The following is a 16,207-nucleotide window of genomic DNA, read 5'->3' on the forward strand; positions in this document are numbered from 1 at the left end:
TAATTAATTTAGTTGTGAATAATCCGTGTTCTTTTCCCTCTCTTTCCTTTGGATGATCCGGAGTTTGATGGCCACCGTATCCAGTTCCCCGGTCGTCAGCCGGGCGAACTTCTTGCCCGCGATCCGGGGATTCTGGCAGTAGGCGTCCACCCGGTTCCAGTCGGTCGTGTCAATGCCCTGCTTTTGCATCAACTTCAGCACCGTGGAGCGTTTCTGCCGCAGCTGCTCACGGTAGATTTCCCGCGCCTTGTAATTCTCATCCATACGCTGCATGTCCTCGCACATGGCGTCGTACTCGTTAACGGTCATTTCCCGGAGCGATTCGGTGCGTCCTCCGGTGTATTGGCTGACCAGCGAGGCTTTCAACTCGTCCTTATCCTCCGTGGGCAGACGGTTCAAGAGGATATAAAAACGTGCGTAGTTCCTGCTCATTCGAAATCCTCCTCTTTAAATCCGTACTCGGTCATCAGTGCCGTATGCGATAAATCCGACAGGCGGTCTGATACCTCACTGTAAATGAATGATTGGTCGCCGGGGGAAAAGGCCGTTGCTCTTTCCACCGCGTCGTTTACGATTGCTTCTATCACTTCATCCATAATTTCATGATTTACGATTTTTACTTCATTGAATATTGGGCGGCACCTTCCTCCCAAATTATATAAGAATTGCCAGGCTGGGTGATAAACCTTCCTTTACACACGGCACGGAATCCTCGGATAAATATTTTCATGTCTGCGTCATAGGCAACTTTCTTCGCCGCACGTCCTTCCGGTTTTTCACCCTCGCAGTGACTGACAAATACCAGCAGCTTATTCCGATGTTTTTCTTTGAGCGTCTTGTAGGCAGCATAAGTCAATCCTGTATATTGAAAACTGTCTATTATCACCACATCCGGACTACGACGTTTCAAAAGACGTTCACTCAAGTCATCCATTGGTTCCCGGTCCAATATTTTGAACTTGTAATTCACTTCCTCCATGCGCTCCCGATTCAAAGTGTTCTGAAACGAAAGGCCGGTACTTTCTTCCAAGCTGTCATAGGCTACCGTACACCACTGGCAAAGGTATTTTGCCAATTGCATCACAAAGCTGCTTTTTCCATTACCGCTTTCACCCCAAATAATCCATACACCTGTACGATCGGGATGTCCGAAAGCGGCCTCCCATTTCCCCTCGAATGGAAAACTGGGAATGTTCATCTGTTGCACCTCTGTTGGGGAATAGGCCCGTTTCATGCTTCCCCCCCCTTTCTTAACTTTTCTATTTCGGTGTAAACCCGACGGAGACTTCCGCCGGTACGATTTACAATCTGCATGATATCGTTACGTTCCGGGGCGTTTACCTTGACCACCATAGCCGCCTGCGCCTTCAGAAATACTTCACGTTCTTTGCCATCGTCCGGTGTTACCTTACTAAACTTATCGCCGTAGCGCGAGAACATTTCCGTATAGCCGATCTTTTCGTTTTCGATGGAGCGAGTGATCTTTGCCCGAAGCCCGTCGGCACCCATCATGTACCAAGCACAACCGCGTTCAGTAGCATTCCACAGGGCTTTCAGTTCGAGAAAAGCGTCATATTGCAGGTCTCCGGCCTCGTCCAATATGATAAGCGGATGTTCCAACGTCCGGAGATAAAAACAAAGGTCATCGTACACGTCTGCATACCGGCCGTTGTTATTTACACCGAACTCTTTGGCGATAAAGCGGATCAGGCGTGATTTGTTCTTTACCTGAGAGCAATCCACATAGATAGCGTTGCGATGTGCTTTAACATAGGCGCGTGCCGTGAATGTCTTTCCGATATTGGCAAGGTCGCAAAGCAGGGCAGACACACCGCTTTCCTGGCAAGTGCGAAGCTGTTCTGTGATAAACAGGAAAGTCGGAGTTTCGGCGACTTTCCATTCGATTTCGTTCTGCAAAGAGACGTTCAACCGGCGAGCAAGGCAAATCCAGTTCGTATCGCTTACCTGTTTATCCGTTATTCCTTTTTTTAAAGAGTTATACACACTTGCTGAAATACCCAATGCGGCAGCGTGCTTGTTGTCACTCGGATAATTCTCACGATTGACACGAATAGCGGCCAATATACGGTCTTTTATTTCTTTCGTTACTTCCATGTTATAATGCTTTTTGAATTGTTTTATAATGCTGTTTAAACCGCATCTTGTCCGATACGGGTGTAATCTTTGCCTTTGAAATAATTTAAGTAGTCAATCTCCTCTGTTTTCGGTATCTTCACTGCCTTAACCGGTGCCGAGGCTATCTGTTTGACGGATTCCGATTTCAAGGTGCCGACGGGGGTAACGCCGTTGCGGACCATCATTTCATCAAAAGCGTGGATATATTTCATCTGTTTACCTAAAATTCGCTTATCTTCCTCAGTCTGTTCCACATCAGCAGTATTGAACCGCCCCATATCAACCAACGTGTCGATCTGTTTCCCGTCCTGATAAATAAACACGTCCTTTATGCTACCGTCCTCTTCCGGTATATAGTAAGCATCCACCTTATAATTATTCGGGGATAACTTCTCTATGACCTCCGGAGAGCTCAACCAATAATCCGTATAATTCACCCGGCAGTAACTGTTACGCCGGATAGTGGTCGGTACGCACTCGCCAATAAATTGGGCTATATAGGCTTTATCGTACGGTTGTAAATTCGGGTTCATACGTTCACAAAGCACCTGCCAACGGCTCATCCCCGGATATTTTTTTTGGTTCGGATGAAGTGATTCATTAAATAACCTAATAATCTCCTGGTCCTCCGCAATCAATTCCTCCCACGTGTAATATTGTTTATCCACGTAAGTATCATTTAGTTCGTCGAACACTTTCTTTGCCTCTGTCCGGTACTTCTTACTTTTGGCGTAAAACCGACCAATACCTAACTGATGTTCGTGTTCCAAACTTCGCTTTTTGGCTCCGTTCAGTGGCTCAGCGTATTTTTCCTGCGAATTTTGCGGGGCACAAAAGCGGACAAACTTAAACACCTTCCCAGCTTCCAGAAAACCCTCTTTCCATTGGCTCATTAAATGATTCTCGACTTCTACCTGTGCCGGGATTCCCCAACCGTTACGCTCTATCAGCCGGAACATATTTCGAAACATATCCACAACCAAATCCACGTCCTTTTTCCGGCTGTAGGAGAATCCGACCACACACTGGCTTGCCACATCATAAGCATAATAAGCCTTCGGACGTTGTTTGCTGTCTTTCAATTTGCGCGGCAAATCGCGGTCGTCAAAAGATACCTTACTGAAACTGTATTCGGGTGATTCGCGATGGACGTGCGGGCGTTGCTCGTGCATGAAGGTTGTCCAGCTCATCTGCTGTTTGTCTATCAAGGCCTGATTTTTAGGCAACGTCAAATAATATTGAACGGTCGAAGGGCTTAACTCTATCGGGTTACCTTTCTTATCTGTAAAATCCGCCGGGTTATAGATTTCTCCGGTTTCCGGATTGAACATTTCCAACTCGCCACGTACAAACTGGTTGTACATATCGCAAACGCTGGTGTTCCACGGCCGATTGGGACGTGCAGCGATACTGACAAGCAGCTTTTCGATCTTCACGTTCACCAGGCGCGTGTTCTGGTTACCAAACTTCTTGCTGATAAGGGCTTCGTAGCCTTTCTCTTTAAATTCGAGAACCTTCTTTTTAAAGCGGTTTACCGAAAGGGGGAGCGTATGGCCGAACTCGGCTTGATAGAAATTGATCGCACCAGCCATTTCCTCCCAGCATAACCGTTCGCCCTGCATGACGGCACGTTGCATTTTTACGTCGTCCATCAGCCTAAGAACAGCCTGTATTGCAGAAGCATTCAGAACACATTCCTGCTGTTTCTCCAAATCAAAATTATCACCGAGAACAAGGCTTTTCCGAGTATAAAATGTCCGGGCGGAATCGTCTACCACCCAATGAACCAAAAACCAATGTCTAAGTATTTCCAGGCGCATATTGCCGTATTTTTCTTCTACTCTTTTTCGATATTTCTCCGGGAGACTCTCAACTGAAACTAATGCGGTAACACCACGACCTACGCCTTTTCGGATAACTCGAATTTTCTTTCTATAAACCAGTTGATCGTAGCAACTTACACTCATAATAGGAGCTTTAATGTCGTCTATCTGATAGCCTCCTACCATCGGGCGATCATCCCTTGTCAGGTCCTCTTTTGAAATACATAATATTTTTCCGAAGTATTCCATATCAAACCTCCTTATCCCTGTAAAGACTGAGCCATTTTATAGACTTCGCCTTGTACACTCATAAATTCGGAAAGGGTAAGCCCGTCTTCAATCCGGCAAACCTCGCCGTCTACCAATACCGCCAGCCGGTTGGTATTCATGTGCAATATGATTTTCACACGAGGACCGAATGTTTGTGTCATAGTTCCTTCGGCCGTTTGGTGGGTCGTATCAAAACCCGGAAGCGAACCGTTTATTTCCACGCCGCCCATTTCCTTTTTGGCCGTATAGCGGATTTTCCGGGCCAATTCGTTGTCGCTCTCATAGTTGAGTGCTTTCCACACCGTAACGCGGGTAACTCCAAATGCCTCCTGGAGTCTCTTTCTTGCGTCGCTGTCGATTATTATTTGTCGTTTCATATTCTATTGCTTTTTAAATACCGTTATTATTCTGTTCTAATTATTCTTTGTTTAGAATAATTCCACACGCTGTTTTGAAATGCTATCGTAGAAATAACCGTTGGAGTAAAAAGCTACTGTCAGTCCATAACGATCCACTATATCTATTTGGGTATTAGAAATGTTACACCCGTAACATACCTCCAACGTACAACTTCCGATATGTTCTTTTCCAACCACCACACCACGCTTATTTTCAACCAGTCGTTCCGCCAAATACACAGCTTGACGACTCTCTATGTCCATTTCCTGCCAACTATTACAAGTTCCAGCCTTACGATTCACTTTCATGTGCCTTTCCTCCTTTATTTTATAGTTTCAATCGTACAATCATCCAATTTTCCGGCAAGAACCGCCCTTACATAAGCCATCGCACATTCGCCAGAAGTGGCTACTACAAAATCCGTTTGCCCCGTCCCCGTAGCCACAATATCCTCGTGGCCGTTGAACTTTTCTATAAGGTTCAGCATCTTAAACTGCTCCCTTTCGTCGATAAAGACTTTAATTGCTTTCATGTTTAACCGTTTTAATTATGCCGTCTTGAGCGTTTTTTCTATATTTACCGCCCGTTATCATTGTTAATATGCTGCAAATATAAGCAGTTTGCGAATACAAAACAAGCAAATTGAGAATTATTTCTCAAAATGCTTATATATTTATTGAGACACATGGAAAAAACAGAAATGTTAAATGCTATTATACGCCATTGCACAGGTGGAAATAAGGCCCAGTTTGCTAATATATTAGGCGTTACACCACAAACAATTAGTTCGTGGCTTAAAAGAAATACTTTTGATATTGAATTAATATTCGCAAAATGCGAATATCTTAACCCTGCTTGGTTACTTAGCAATGGAAAGGGAGCAATGCTAAAGGAAAGCAGTTCTTCACAAGGAGATTTAGCACAGGTAAGATCAGTATGTTCTTCACCTGAAACCTCAATAGATAGCACTCTTAGCAAACCGGAAGCTATACCATTTGCTGAGGCCGCACGAAACGGGTTGCACCCCATCCCTTTAGTGACACGAAAGGCAGCAGCCGGTTTCGGTAATGGAGATTTTTCTATTGAAGAAGCCGACGTAAAGGAGTATTATGTTATTCCTAAATTCAAATATTGCCATGTTGATTTTATGATTGAGGTTTCTGGGCTTTCCATGTACCCTCACTTTAATCCGGGAGACGTTATCGCATGCTCTATACTCCGCAGCACTCAATTCCTGCAATGGAATAAGTGCCACGTAATAGCTACACGCGAGCAAGGCATATTAGTGAAACGACTTATGCCAGGGGAAGACAAAAAACATTTACGCGCAGTCTCAGACAACAAAGAATATCCGCCATTTGACATACCTGTTGACGAAATAACCGGTATCGCCGTTGTGGTTGGCCATGTGGGGCTTGAATAGCCCTCAAAGGCATACGCACGCAAAAATGAAAGCGAGGATAGAAGATACAAGTCATAACTACTTGATAATATGCAATATAATACACATAATCACATTGATTAATACGTTTATATTGGTGGCTTTTTCTACCCACTTAAAGATATTTTTTTGTCAAAGCTGCCGTTTTTCTGACTTTTTATATATCCGTACAATATCGAAAATACGACTTTTTGTAAGTCTTTTGTAAGTGTTTTAACATTTATGATTGTAGTTCTTTTATATAAGTCTTTTTGTAGTTCTTTTTGTTTTTACGCACATAAAGAAAGGCCGCTATGATACTACGGAAACGAGTATCACAACAGCCTTTAAACAGCAATATAACAACGGTTTAACGATTGCCTCTAATAAGGTGAGAAACAACAATCCTGGCTCTTTGTGTCATCTTTATGCTGCCATCAGTCAAACCAGCGTGTAAAAGGGTACTTTTCTTGATACCGATCCGCTCTTCCTCCAGCGTATCAAACACTGCCGACAGACTTCCGAAATAGAAATCTTTCTTCTCGAAAATCAGGTGTACATGCACTACTTTTACCTCTCGTTTCTCCATGCTATTTGGAAATATCTTTTACACAAAAGTACCAAATAATAATTATTTGGAAGTATTTTATACGTTAAACTTCCAAAAACGCATAACGAAACGACATAAAAAGAACGCCAACCAAACCAACCTGTTTTAAGGCGATCTGGCGGCGTTTCATATCTTCAGCGATAAAAGATACACCATGCAAAGCCCGATGTAAAGATAAGGCAAAGAATCGCCCCAAATCAGGCGTTCGAATGTAAACATAAGGTAAAGATAAAGTTATTTCGTTTTGCGAGGTCGTTCGAGCCTATTCCTTTATAACTTGCTGTTTTATAGCCTCATACTATTATTTTCGTCCTATCTATATTTTATCACTTCGTTTTAAGCCCCATACCGTTCCCGTCTACTTAACGAACGCTCTTCAATAGCGCGCATTGAAGAACCGGAATAACAAACGGAATAAGTAACGATTAACACATTAGAAAGATGAAAAAATACATTGCAATCCTGATCCTCATCCTATCCTGCCAGGCTGGATACAGCCAGAGCATGGACAAACTGTTCAACGACTTTGCCAACCAGAAAAACGTAACCCGCGTAACGGTCGGCCCGGCCTTGATGAATATAAGCAGCCTGTTCACCGAGACGATGGGTGTGAAAAGCATCGAAGTCCTTTCTTTCGAGGAATGCAGCAATACCGTCAAAGACGATCTTCGCTCCGCCATCAAAAAACTGAAAGATCCGAATTTCGAAACAATGGTCAACTCGAACGAAGAGGGCAACCGTACGAAAGTAATGGTACGTATCGACAAAGACATCATCCGCGAACTGGTAATCCTGACAACCGATGGAGGCGAAGATGCCCTGATCCGTATCAAAGGGAAAATCAAACCATCTGACATCGAAAAAGTAATAAACGACCATAAAGATGGATGTTGAGAGCTTTAAAAGGCTGTTCCTTCCCCTCCATCCCAAGCTCTTCAGGATTGCTTACGCACTGGTCGAAAACAAAGCCGATGCCGAAGATATCCTGCAAGATGCCTACTATAAGTTGTGGTGCCGGCGGAACGAACTGGCCGATGTCCGGAACTCGGAAGCTTTCTGCGTGACGCTGGTCAAAAACCTTTGCCTCGATTTTCTTCGCTCTCCCCGTGCGGGCAGGCATGATGAAGATGTCACCGAAGCCGTCACCCTCTCGACCGGTTCTTCTCCGGACGAAGAACTGGAAATGCAAGACAAAATGCAGCAAGTCCGCCATCTCATTAACCGCCTGCCGGAAAACCAGCGGCAAGTCCTCCGGTTGAGAGGAATCGAAGACTGCTCGATGGACGAGATAGAACAAATCACCGGCCTGAGTGCCGTCAATATACGGGTGCTACTTTCCCGGGCACGAAAAATAATCCGGGAACAATTGGAAAAATATTATACATACAAGTATGAACGATAAAAAGATAGACGAACTGATCAACAAAGCCCTCCAAGAGGAGCAGACTTTACCCGAAGGACTTTCCCACAGGCTGGAAGAGCGGATTGACGCCTGGGCTGCCACGGAAGAAAAGAAGACTCGTTCATTGCCTCGTAGACGGACTTTATACTGGTTAAGCGGGATCGCTGCCTCCATCTTGCTGTGTATCGGCTTTTTCCAGTACGAAGCGTCATATCAAGCCCACAACCGGCTCAGCGACACTTACACCAATCCGGAAGAAGCCGCCGTCGCCGCTGAAAAGGCTTTATTCCTGCTGTCGCACAACCTCAACAAAGGCATCAGCCAGGTAAACAATGCCGGGCAGGAGATAGATAAAGTAAACAACATTTTAAGCAAATATTTAAATGACTAATCATATGAAATCCAAGAATATATTCCTAATTCTGTTTCTTTGTTGTACCAGTTTGTGCTTCGCCCAGGATAAACTGTTCGAAAAATATGCCGATATGGATAACGTGACATCTGTCTTCATCTCCAAGAAAATGTTCGACATGATCCCTAACGTAGAAAGCAACGGCCTCAACCTGATAAACCTGAAAGGGAAAATAAACAACCTCCAAATCATCACTTCCAACAAGCAGGAGGTACGGGACCAGATGCAAAAAGAGTTCAGCAGCCTCATCGGCAAATCGCATGAAGAACTGATGCGGGTCAAGGACAACGATACACGCGCCTCTTTCTACATCGCCCAAAACAGTGACCTGATCAATGAAATGATCATGCTGGCCGACACAGATTCGGACTATGTAGTCATCCGGATAACAGGCAAGTTCACATTAGAGGATATACAAGAAGTGGCAAAAAGTTTTTCCAAAAACGATAAAAAAGAAGTAACGATCATAAAACAGAAAAAGAATAGTTAGCCCCAAAAGATAATTATGCTTTTGTGAATACTATTGATAAGGATCTTCCTGAACGTACCTATCAGATAAAGCCGGAATATTTACTTTATCCGATACCTTACAACGAGTTGCAATTAAATGACCAGCTCAAACAAAATCCAGGTTATTAATTTTCATATTAACAAAAAGACCTCTATTTTTGTGGTAGAGGTCTTTTTACTATTAGTACCATGAATACACGACACATTATCAGAAACTTTATGTATGCCGTTGTGGGAGGAATCTTGTCTTTCGGAACGGCCGGTTGCAGTGGCAACAATGTGGGAACAACAGACAGTTTTTCCACTCTGGAAGCCCAGTTTTCCGATCCTTCATCCGAATATCGTACAGCTCCTTTTATGGTTTGGAACGGAAAAGTTACAGAGGCTGAAATAGACCGCATGCTGAAAGAATTTAAAGAAGCAGGGTGCGGAGGAGCGTTTATCCATCCCCGTCCGGGCATGATCACGGAATATCTGTCGGACGAATGGTATTCACTCTACCATTATGCCGTCAATAAAGGGAAAGAAATGGGACTGGACATTTGGATCTACGATGAAAACTCCTATCCCAGCGGATTTGCCGGAGGACATGTTCCGGAAGAAATGCCCGAATCCTACAACCAGGGACAAGGACTTACCTTGACAAAGACAGACCTCTTGCCTGACAATACAGACGAATATTTCATCATCCTCAAAAAAGAAGGGGACAAATGGGCTGATATCACGAACGCCCTGAGCCAGCATAAAAAAGCAAAAGGAGAATATTATCTCTACAAAAAAACTTATTTAGGCAAATCGGATTGGTACGGTGGGTATTCATACGTCGACCTGCTCGTACCCGGTGTGACTGAAAAGTTCATCGACCTCACAATGGAAGGGTACGAAAAAACAATAAAGGACGAATTCGGCAAATCTGTTTTCGGTATCTTCACAGATGAGCCCAACATCAGCAGTCCCGGAGGCTTACGCTGGACTCCCGACTTATTCGAAGTATTCAGGAAACAGTGGGGATATGACCTCAAACCGTTCCTTCCCCTCCTGAACGAAGAGACAGGCAACTGGAAACAGGTACGCCACAACTATATGGAAACCCTGTTGCAAATGTTCATCGACCGCTGGTCCAAACCTTGGCATAACTACTGCGAAACGAACAACCTGAAATGGACCGGACACTATTGGGAACACGGTTGGCCACAAATGAATGACGGACCGGACAATATGGCAATGTATGCCTGGCATCAGGTACCTGCTATCGACATGCTGTTCAATCAGTTCGACGAGACCAGTCCGCAAGCACAGTTTGGCAATATCCGTGCAGTAAAAGAATTGCGCAGCGCTGCCAACCAGACTGGAAGTTCCCGTACCCTCAGCGAAACTTATGGCGGTGGCGGTTGGGATGAAACATTCAAAGACTTCAAACGATTAGGTGACTGGGAATATGTACTCGGTGTCAACTTCATGAACCAACATTTAGCTCACATGACACTGACGGGAGCACGCAAATACGACTATCCGCCGGTATTCACCTACCATTCTCCCTGGTGGTCCGATTACCGCAAACTGAATGACTATTACGGACGCCTTTCATTTGTTATGAGCAAAGGCATCCAGAAAAACGATATTTTGGTTCTGGAACCCAACTCGACTTTATGGAGCTATTACTTCCATGCAGGAAGTTCTCCGAAACTCATGGAAATAGGAACCAATTTCCAAGCTTTTATAACAACTTTGGAAAAGAACCAGGTGGAATATGATCTCGGCTCCGAAAATATCATCAAAGACCTCGGAAAAGTAGAAAACGGGCGTTTCATCGTTGGCAATGCCTCCTACTCGACTGTCGTTCTACCTCCTATGATGGAGACTTTAAACAAGCCAACCTTCAACCTCTTGCGACAATTTGTAGAACAAGGCGGACAAATCATAACCTTTTCTGCTCCCACCCGGATAGACGGGGCTGTCAATGACGAACTGGCCGGACTGTTGGCCGGTGCAACCGTCACATCGCTCCCGAAACTGTCCAAAGATGTAATTGCCCGGTATTTTTCTTCCGACCACTTCAGGATCACTTTCAACGGGGGTAACCTGTATCACCACCGTCGCCGGTTTACAGACGGAGAGTTGGTTTTCCTCGTCAACTCTTCTATGGACGAAGTTGTGGACGGAACTCTTTCAATGCAAGGAAAAGCCATGCTGGAAATGGATGCCCTGAACGGGGAAATCTATACGTATCCGTCTTCAAAAGAAGGAGATATACTAAATACATCTTTCCGGATCGAACCAACAGGAAGCCTCTTACTTTACTGTTCTGACAAGAACCTGAAAAACTATCCCGAACGCCCCCAAAAAGTAGGGAGCAACCCGGTTACGGCAACAAGCCGGACCACCGTCAGCCGTTTACGTGACAATGCTCTGACAATTGACTTTTGCGACGTTACGGTTAAAGGTGAGACACATAAGAAACAACATTTCTCCCATGCTGCCGATATTGCCTTCAAAGCACACGGATTCACCAACGGTAATCCCTGGAACACATCCGTACAATACAAACGGAATATCCTCGACCGCGACAACTTTAAGGATGGCGGCTTCACGGCTTCCTATCATTTTACGGTAAACGACGCCTTCGACTATTCCGGTATCAAACTGGTCTCCGAACGTCCTGAACTATTTACCGTAAAAATCAACGGAAATCTCATAAACGCTCTTCCAGATGAATGGTGGCTGGACCGTTCTTTCGGCGTTTATCCGATAGGCGGACAGGTGAAAAAAGGTAGCAATACGGTAGAACTTAGCATCAACCCGATGTGTATTTTTGCGGAGATAGAACCGATCTACATCATCGGAAACTTCTCGGTCGTACCCGAACAAGAAGGATGGAGCATCGGTGCGCCACAAGAATCGTTCACGCTGGGTAGCTGGAAAGAACAAAAACAACCGTTCTACTCATGGGATATGAGCTATAGCAAAGAATATATCCTCGATGACCTTACAGGCAGATATGCCGTCAAACTGAACAAATGGAACGGGACGGTCGCAGAAGTATATGTCAACGGGCAGAAAGCCGGTATGATTGCCTTCGATCCCTGGCAACTGGATGTAACGTCTTACCTGAAAGAGGGCAGCAACACGATCGATGTACATGTGATCGGCAGCCTGAAGAACCTCTTAGGCCCACATTACCGGAATCCGGCTCCCGGCCTGGCCTCTCCCTGGCACTGGAAAAACGTAGACAAACCGACCCCCGGAAAAGAATACCAAATGGTGGATTACGGGCTGATGGAAGACTTCGAATTAATTCATTAAACATACACGAAAAAGGACGGCAGCATGAAAGCTACCTGAAATAACGGAAATAACCGGCCTTCATACTTGCAATTCGGCCGAAAATGCAGGAAGTTTCCATTGTTCCAAGCCATTATTCAACCAGACATATGAACTGATCGACTGGGCGATCCGTAGCAATATGGCAAGCGTGCTGACCGATTGCCCGCATCGTGAGAAGTTGGGTTGGCTGGAAGAAGCACATCTGATGCAATACTCCGTACAATACCGCTACAACCTGGCACGCCTGTACGAAAAGACATTCAACGATATGCGCTCCACACAAGCAGCCAACGGCATGGTACCGACCATAGCTCCCGAACTGGTCGAGTTCGAAGGAGGCTTCAAGGATACGCCGGAATGGGGAAGCACATTCGTTATCAGTCCTTGGTACATTTACCAATGGTATGGCGATATGCGCCCGATCGAAACCTATTATCCGGATATGCAACGCTACATCGACTACCTTTCCTCGAAAGCCGAAAACCATATCATTGCTTACGGCTTGGGAGACTGGTTCGACATCGGCCCGAAAAGTCCGGGAGAATCGCAGCTGACCTCCAATGGCGTAACGGCAACGGCTATCTACTATTACGACGTCACCCTGATGGAGAAAATGGCAAACCTTTTAGGGAAGCCGGACGATGCACGCAAGTACCAGGAACTGGCGGCTCAGATCAAACAAGCCTTCAACCGGACTTTTTGGAACCCGTCCACCCGTACCTACGACCGCAACAGCCAGGCGGTAAACGCCGTCGCACTCTACATGGGACTGACGACGTCAGAAAACAGGCAGCAAGTATTCGATAACCTGATTGCCGATATCCGCGGACACAACAACGCCCTGACGGCAGGAATTGTAATTCTTTAATATGGTTGTTTTCTTTAATTATGCTTGCTCTATTTTAATACGGAATTAAAATGGAGCAAAGTATAATACAAATGGTTCTATAATAATTTGTTGAAGGTTTCTATCTTATTAGAAACAGAGAAGGTCAATTTCTTATCCTAATATTTGGTTAGTTGGCAGATATAATGCAATTTTGCAGAACAAAAATGCGTAAATACGCAATTATCTTATTATGAAATAGTGTTTATATGGAGATAAATCGTGATATTCATCTTGGAAGGCTCATCAAGAGTAAACATAATGGTATGATTAAAGTTGTGACAGGCATACGAAGGTGTGGCAAGTCATATCTTCTAATGAATCTTTTTAGGCAACACTTGCTCGACGAAGGTGTTCGTGAGGATCATATAGTAATGCTGGATCTTGAGAATCGTAGAAATAAGAAGTTAAGAGATCCAGATGCTTTATTGTATTGGATTGATTCTCAGATTGTAGAATATAAGAATTCAGGAGATGTCCCCAAAGACGAATGGTATTATGTGATGTTGGATGAGGTTCAGTTGGTGCCGGAGTTTGAGGATGTTTTGAACTCATATCTAAGCATTAAAAATGTGGATGTGTATGTAACGGGAAGCAATTCAAAGTTTTTGTCTAAGGATGTGATTACTGAATTCCGTGGTCGAGGTCATGAAATACATGTGCCCCCTTTGTCAATGAGTGAGTTTGTCGGTGCTCATCCGGAATTAACTTTCGAGGAGGCTTTGGATCAGTATATGACATATGGTGGCTTGCCGGTGGTGTGTCTAGAATCAGATGTGAGAGAGAAGGAAGCATATTTGAAGGGGTTGTTTGAGAAGACGTACTTGACTGACATCCAAGAACGCTATCATATTAAGGGGAGTGAGATAATGGGTGAACTGATTGATGTAGTGGCCTCTGGAATAGGAGGACTTACAAACCCCACGAAGATTGAGAATACGTTCAAGACGGTTAAGGGTATAGGAGTCGGCAAGAACACCATCAAGCAGTATTTGGAGATGCTGGAGGAGTCGTTTCTTGTCAAGAAGGCGGTGCGTTATGATGTAAAAGGACGAAAGTATATTGATACGCCACAGAAATACTATTTTGTAGATTTGGGCCTCAGGAATACACGCATTGGTTTTCGTCAGGTGGAAAAGACACATCTGATGGAAAATTTGGTGTATAATGAACTTTGTCTCCGCGGATATGCTGTAGATGTGGGAGTTGTTACGCACAACACTAAAGATGCTGAAGGCCGTAGCCGTAGAGTGCAGTTGGAAGTGGACTTTGTGTGTAATCGTGGACCGGAGAGGATATATGTCCAGTCCGCCTATGCATTACCAGACAAGGAAAAAGTAGAACAGGAACAGGCTTCGCTTTTGCATATCAAGGATGGATTCAGAAAAGTAATTATCGTAGCTGATAGATATTTGTCGGGATACAATGAGGATGGTATTCGTATTCTTAGTCTGAAAAACTTTCTTATGGATGGAATGTCATTGGATTAATCATTTGAATACAAAAACTAATTGTTATGTTATCCGTAAAATATATACCTATGCAATATTATGATGCCATTATCATCCGTTTTACTGGTGAGGATGGCGGTGATAAAAAGTCACGAACAATTTGCTATACCGACAAACTTAAGAAGGAACTTGAGACCTTATTCGGCATGGGGGAATCCATAGATTTGTGGGTAATAACTCATGTTGACGATGACCATATAGGAGGTCTTTATAATTTAATCAACGACACCAAATTCTTTGAAGCTCATCATGAACGAATAAATGAAGTCTGGATGAACTATGGTGGTAAAGGAGATTATGAAGTACAGCGAGCAGGAACAATAGGCTATCATGGCGGAAAAGAATTACGCGACTTACTAAAGGAAAAACATATAAGCGTTAAGCATGATATACTGATAACCGTTTTCCTACATAAACGGATCCGGACATAGAAGCTCCACCTGCTGTTTTAATCGTCGCATAGCTGGTTCCATCCCTTCCGGTTTTAAAAGTGGCACTCGCTCCGGACGTACTTACTAAATCCATCGGATAACCGCTCCAAGTAAACATCCCGAAAGGGAAAGGAGATGCTGTAAAGATCACGTTTGTACTATTATTTACAAAACTACTTCCGGAAGTTACAGAAACTTTCTGTAAATAATTATTGGAATAAATATGTTGGCCAATGCGGGCTACAGAGGCTTGGGAAAAGTAAGGAGGACTCTTTTTAGTACCTTGGACATAATGGAAGCTGTAGGAGAATCCTTATTTTGGCAATCGCCATGTACACCAAATGTTTTCATGATGTTTAAATTTTAATCGATTAGTACATTCTTTTTTATCTGTATATTCTTAAGAATAAGGGGTACTCCCATATAGTCCAAACTACTATTGTCTCTTGCTTCACCGGAAAAAATAACTTTTGTTCCCTCCAATAAACTATTTCTATCAATATTAATAGGAAGATAAGATCCCCCTCTTTTTCCCTTGGGAGGATTGGTTATTTCAATTTCAATGGCCTCATACCATCCGTCGTCTACATTTGTTTTGACAATCACTCCTTCCTGATTCTTATAAGTTTCCCAATGAACCCACGGATCTTTCAAATATTGATTCCACTCGTCATTCCATTCCGACAGTTTAAACGTTTCATACCCGTCAAAAGTTTCAAAATCTTCATTTGAGTCACACCCTCCGGCAAAAAACATAGACACTAACAACAGCAACGGCCACAGCCATCGCCTCATTCTTCTTTTCTTTTGTACATTCATACCCTCTGATTTGTTTTAAAAGTTAACATCCTAAAACTAATACATTCTTTTGATAAGAGGACGAACCCAGGTTAACACAAGGTTCGTTGGCACTATAGCAAACATTCCTGGCAGGCGGCAGTCACTCCTTTCTTTAAACCTGCGTTTTTGATTTATTACTAATTGCAACAAATATAGGGATAATATTATTACAAAACGCAATATCACCCTTTAAAATAAAGGATACAATAGAATTGGGATGTTGCATCAGAGGG

At 43.9% G+C, this 16,207-nt stretch carries 20 protein-coding genes; 10 read left to right on the forward strand and 10 right to left on the reverse strand.

The genetic code is table 11. From position 1 onward, the window contains the following. Positions 1–3 precede the first annotated feature (3 nt). The 8 genes from BQ9893_RS15320 to BQ9893_RS15350 are packed head-to-tail and all read right to left on the reverse strand — an operon-like array spanning position 4 to position 5,160. Complete coding sequence (locus tag BQ9893_RS15320) at positions 4–432, reverse strand: hypothetical protein (RefSeq protein WP_005647453.1); 429 nt, start codon at positions 430–432, stop codon at positions 4–6. After that, complete coding sequence (locus BQ9893_RS21755) at positions 429–596, reverse strand: hypothetical protein (RefSeq protein WP_005647455.1); 168 nt, start codon at positions 594–596, stop codon at positions 429–431. The genes BQ9893_RS15320 and BQ9893_RS21755 overlap by 4 nt, the downstream gene beginning before the upstream one ends. A gap of 20 nt (positions 597–616) precedes the next feature. Then, complete coding sequence (locus BQ9893_RS15325; RefSeq protein WP_005647457.1) at positions 617–1,234, reverse strand: P-loop NTPase family protein; 618 nt, start codon at positions 1,232–1,234, stop codon at positions 617–619. Continuing rightward, positions 1,231–2,115 (reverse strand): ATP-binding protein, encoded by an 885-nt coding sequence (locus tag BQ9893_RS15330; protein WP_005647458.1) that lies wholly within the window; start codon positions 2,113–2,115, stop codon positions 1,231–1,233. Before BQ9893_RS15330 ends, BQ9893_RS15325 begins: the two co-directional genes overlap by 4 nt. Positions 2,116–2,150: 35 nt before the next feature. Beyond that, the gene (locus BQ9893_RS15335; RefSeq protein ID WP_005647460.1) at positions 2,151–4,208 is read right to left on the reverse strand and encodes a hypothetical protein; all 2,058 of its coding nucleotides are present in this window, start codon (positions 4,206–4,208) and stop codon (positions 2,151–2,153) included. 11 nt (positions 4,209–4,219) lie between these two features. Then, positions 4,220–4,606 (reverse strand): hypothetical protein, encoded by a 387-nt coding sequence (locus BQ9893_RS15340; protein ID WP_005647461.1) that lies wholly within the window; start codon positions 4,604–4,606, stop codon positions 4,220–4,222. Positions 4,607–4,657: 51 nt separating this feature from the next. Continuing rightward, on the reverse strand, positions 4,658–4,891 hold the full coding sequence (locus BQ9893_RS15345) for a hypothetical protein (protein ID WP_139322616.1): 234 nt from the start codon (positions 4,889–4,891) through the stop codon (positions 4,658–4,660). A gap of 59 nt (positions 4,892–4,950) precedes the next feature. Continuing rightward, complete coding sequence (locus BQ9893_RS15350) at positions 4,951–5,160, reverse strand: hypothetical protein (protein ID WP_005647464.1); 210 nt, start codon at positions 5,158–5,160, stop codon at positions 4,951–4,953. 153 nt (positions 5,161–5,313) lie between these two features. Between BQ9893_RS15350 and BQ9893_RS15355 the strand changes: the two genes are divergently transcribed. After that, positions 5,314–6,051, forward strand: coding sequence for a S24 family peptidase (locus tag BQ9893_RS15355; protein WP_051015790.1), 738 nt, complete (start codon positions 5,314–5,316; stop codon positions 6,049–6,051). A gap of 367 nt (positions 6,052–6,418) precedes the next feature. Here the strand turns inward: BQ9893_RS15355 and BQ9893_RS15360 are convergent, their stop codons facing one another. After that, on the reverse strand, positions 6,419–6,637 hold the full coding sequence (locus BQ9893_RS15360) for a hypothetical protein (protein ID WP_005647467.1): 219 nt from the start codon (positions 6,635–6,637) through the stop codon (positions 6,419–6,421). Between the two features lie 462 nt (positions 6,638–7,099). On the opposite strand from BQ9893_RS15360, the gene BQ9893_RS15365 reads away from it, so the two are divergent. The 9 genes from BQ9893_RS15365 (at position 7,100) to BQ9893_RS15405 (ending at position 15,134) form a co-directional block, all read left to right on the forward strand. Then, complete coding sequence (locus BQ9893_RS15365; RefSeq protein ID WP_075966773.1) at positions 7,100–7,552, forward strand: DUF4252 domain-containing protein; 453 nt, start codon at positions 7,100–7,102, stop codon at positions 7,550–7,552. Beyond that, positions 7,542–8,060 carry an RNA polymerase sigma factor gene (locus BQ9893_RS15370; RefSeq protein WP_075966774.1) on the forward strand — a complete coding sequence of 173 codons (519 nt, stop codon included), beginning with the start codon at positions 7,542–7,544 and terminating at the stop codon, positions 8,058–8,060. Before BQ9893_RS15365 ends, BQ9893_RS15370 begins: the two co-directional genes overlap by 11 nt. Then, on the forward strand, positions 8,050–8,451 hold the full coding sequence (locus BQ9893_RS15375; protein WP_075966775.1) for a hypothetical protein: 402 nt from the start codon (positions 8,050–8,052) through the stop codon (positions 8,449–8,451). The genes BQ9893_RS15370 and BQ9893_RS15375 overlap by 11 nt, the downstream gene beginning before the upstream one ends. A 4-nt stretch (positions 8,452–8,455) precedes the next feature. Beyond that, entirely contained in the window at positions 8,456–8,962 is a 507-nt protein-coding gene (locus BQ9893_RS15380) for a DUF4252 domain-containing protein (RefSeq protein ID WP_075966776.1), read from the forward strand. Between the two features lie 23 nt (positions 8,963–8,985). Next, complete coding sequence (locus tag BQ9893_RS21420) at positions 8,986–9,111, forward strand: RagB/SusD family nutrient uptake outer membrane protein (RefSeq protein ID WP_244155155.1); 126 nt, start codon at positions 8,986–8,988, stop codon at positions 9,109–9,111. Between the two features lie 60 nt (positions 9,112–9,171). Beyond that, complete coding sequence (locus tag BQ9893_RS15390) at positions 9,172–12,285, forward strand: glycosyl hydrolase (protein WP_075966777.1); 3,114 nt, start codon at positions 9,172–9,174, stop codon at positions 12,283–12,285. A 49-nt stretch (positions 12,286–12,334) separates the two neighbouring features. Then, complete coding sequence (locus BQ9893_RS15395; RefSeq protein WP_262497391.1) at positions 12,335–13,174, forward strand: alpha-L-rhamnosidase-related protein; 840 nt, start codon at positions 12,335–12,337, stop codon at positions 13,172–13,174. 227 nt (positions 13,175–13,401) lie between these two features. Next, positions 13,402–14,682 (forward strand): ATP-binding protein, encoded by a 1,281-nt coding sequence (locus BQ9893_RS15400; protein WP_075966778.1) that lies wholly within the window; start codon positions 13,402–13,404, stop codon positions 14,680–14,682. Positions 14,683–14,732: 50 nt separating this feature from the next. Beyond that, positions 14,733–15,134 (forward strand): MBL fold metallo-hydrolase, encoded by a 402-nt coding sequence (locus BQ9893_RS15405; RefSeq protein ID WP_208610816.1) that lies wholly within the window; start codon positions 14,733–14,735, stop codon positions 15,132–15,134. A 363-nt stretch (positions 15,135–15,497) separates the two neighbouring features. Here BQ9893_RS15405 and BQ9893_RS15410 read toward each other — a convergent pair whose 3' ends face one another. Then, a complete protein-coding gene (locus tag BQ9893_RS15410) occupies positions 15,498–15,953 on the reverse strand; it encodes a hypothetical protein (RefSeq protein ID WP_075966780.1) in 456 nt (151 codons plus the stop codon). Between the last annotated feature and the right edge of the window lie 254 nt (positions 15,954–16,207).

The sequence above is a fragment of the Parabacteroides massiliensis genome (assembly GCF_900155425.1).
In the GTDB taxonomy this organism is placed as follows: domain Bacteria; phylum Bacteroidota; class Bacteroidia; order Bacteroidales; family Tannerellaceae; genus Parabacteroides; species Parabacteroides massiliensis.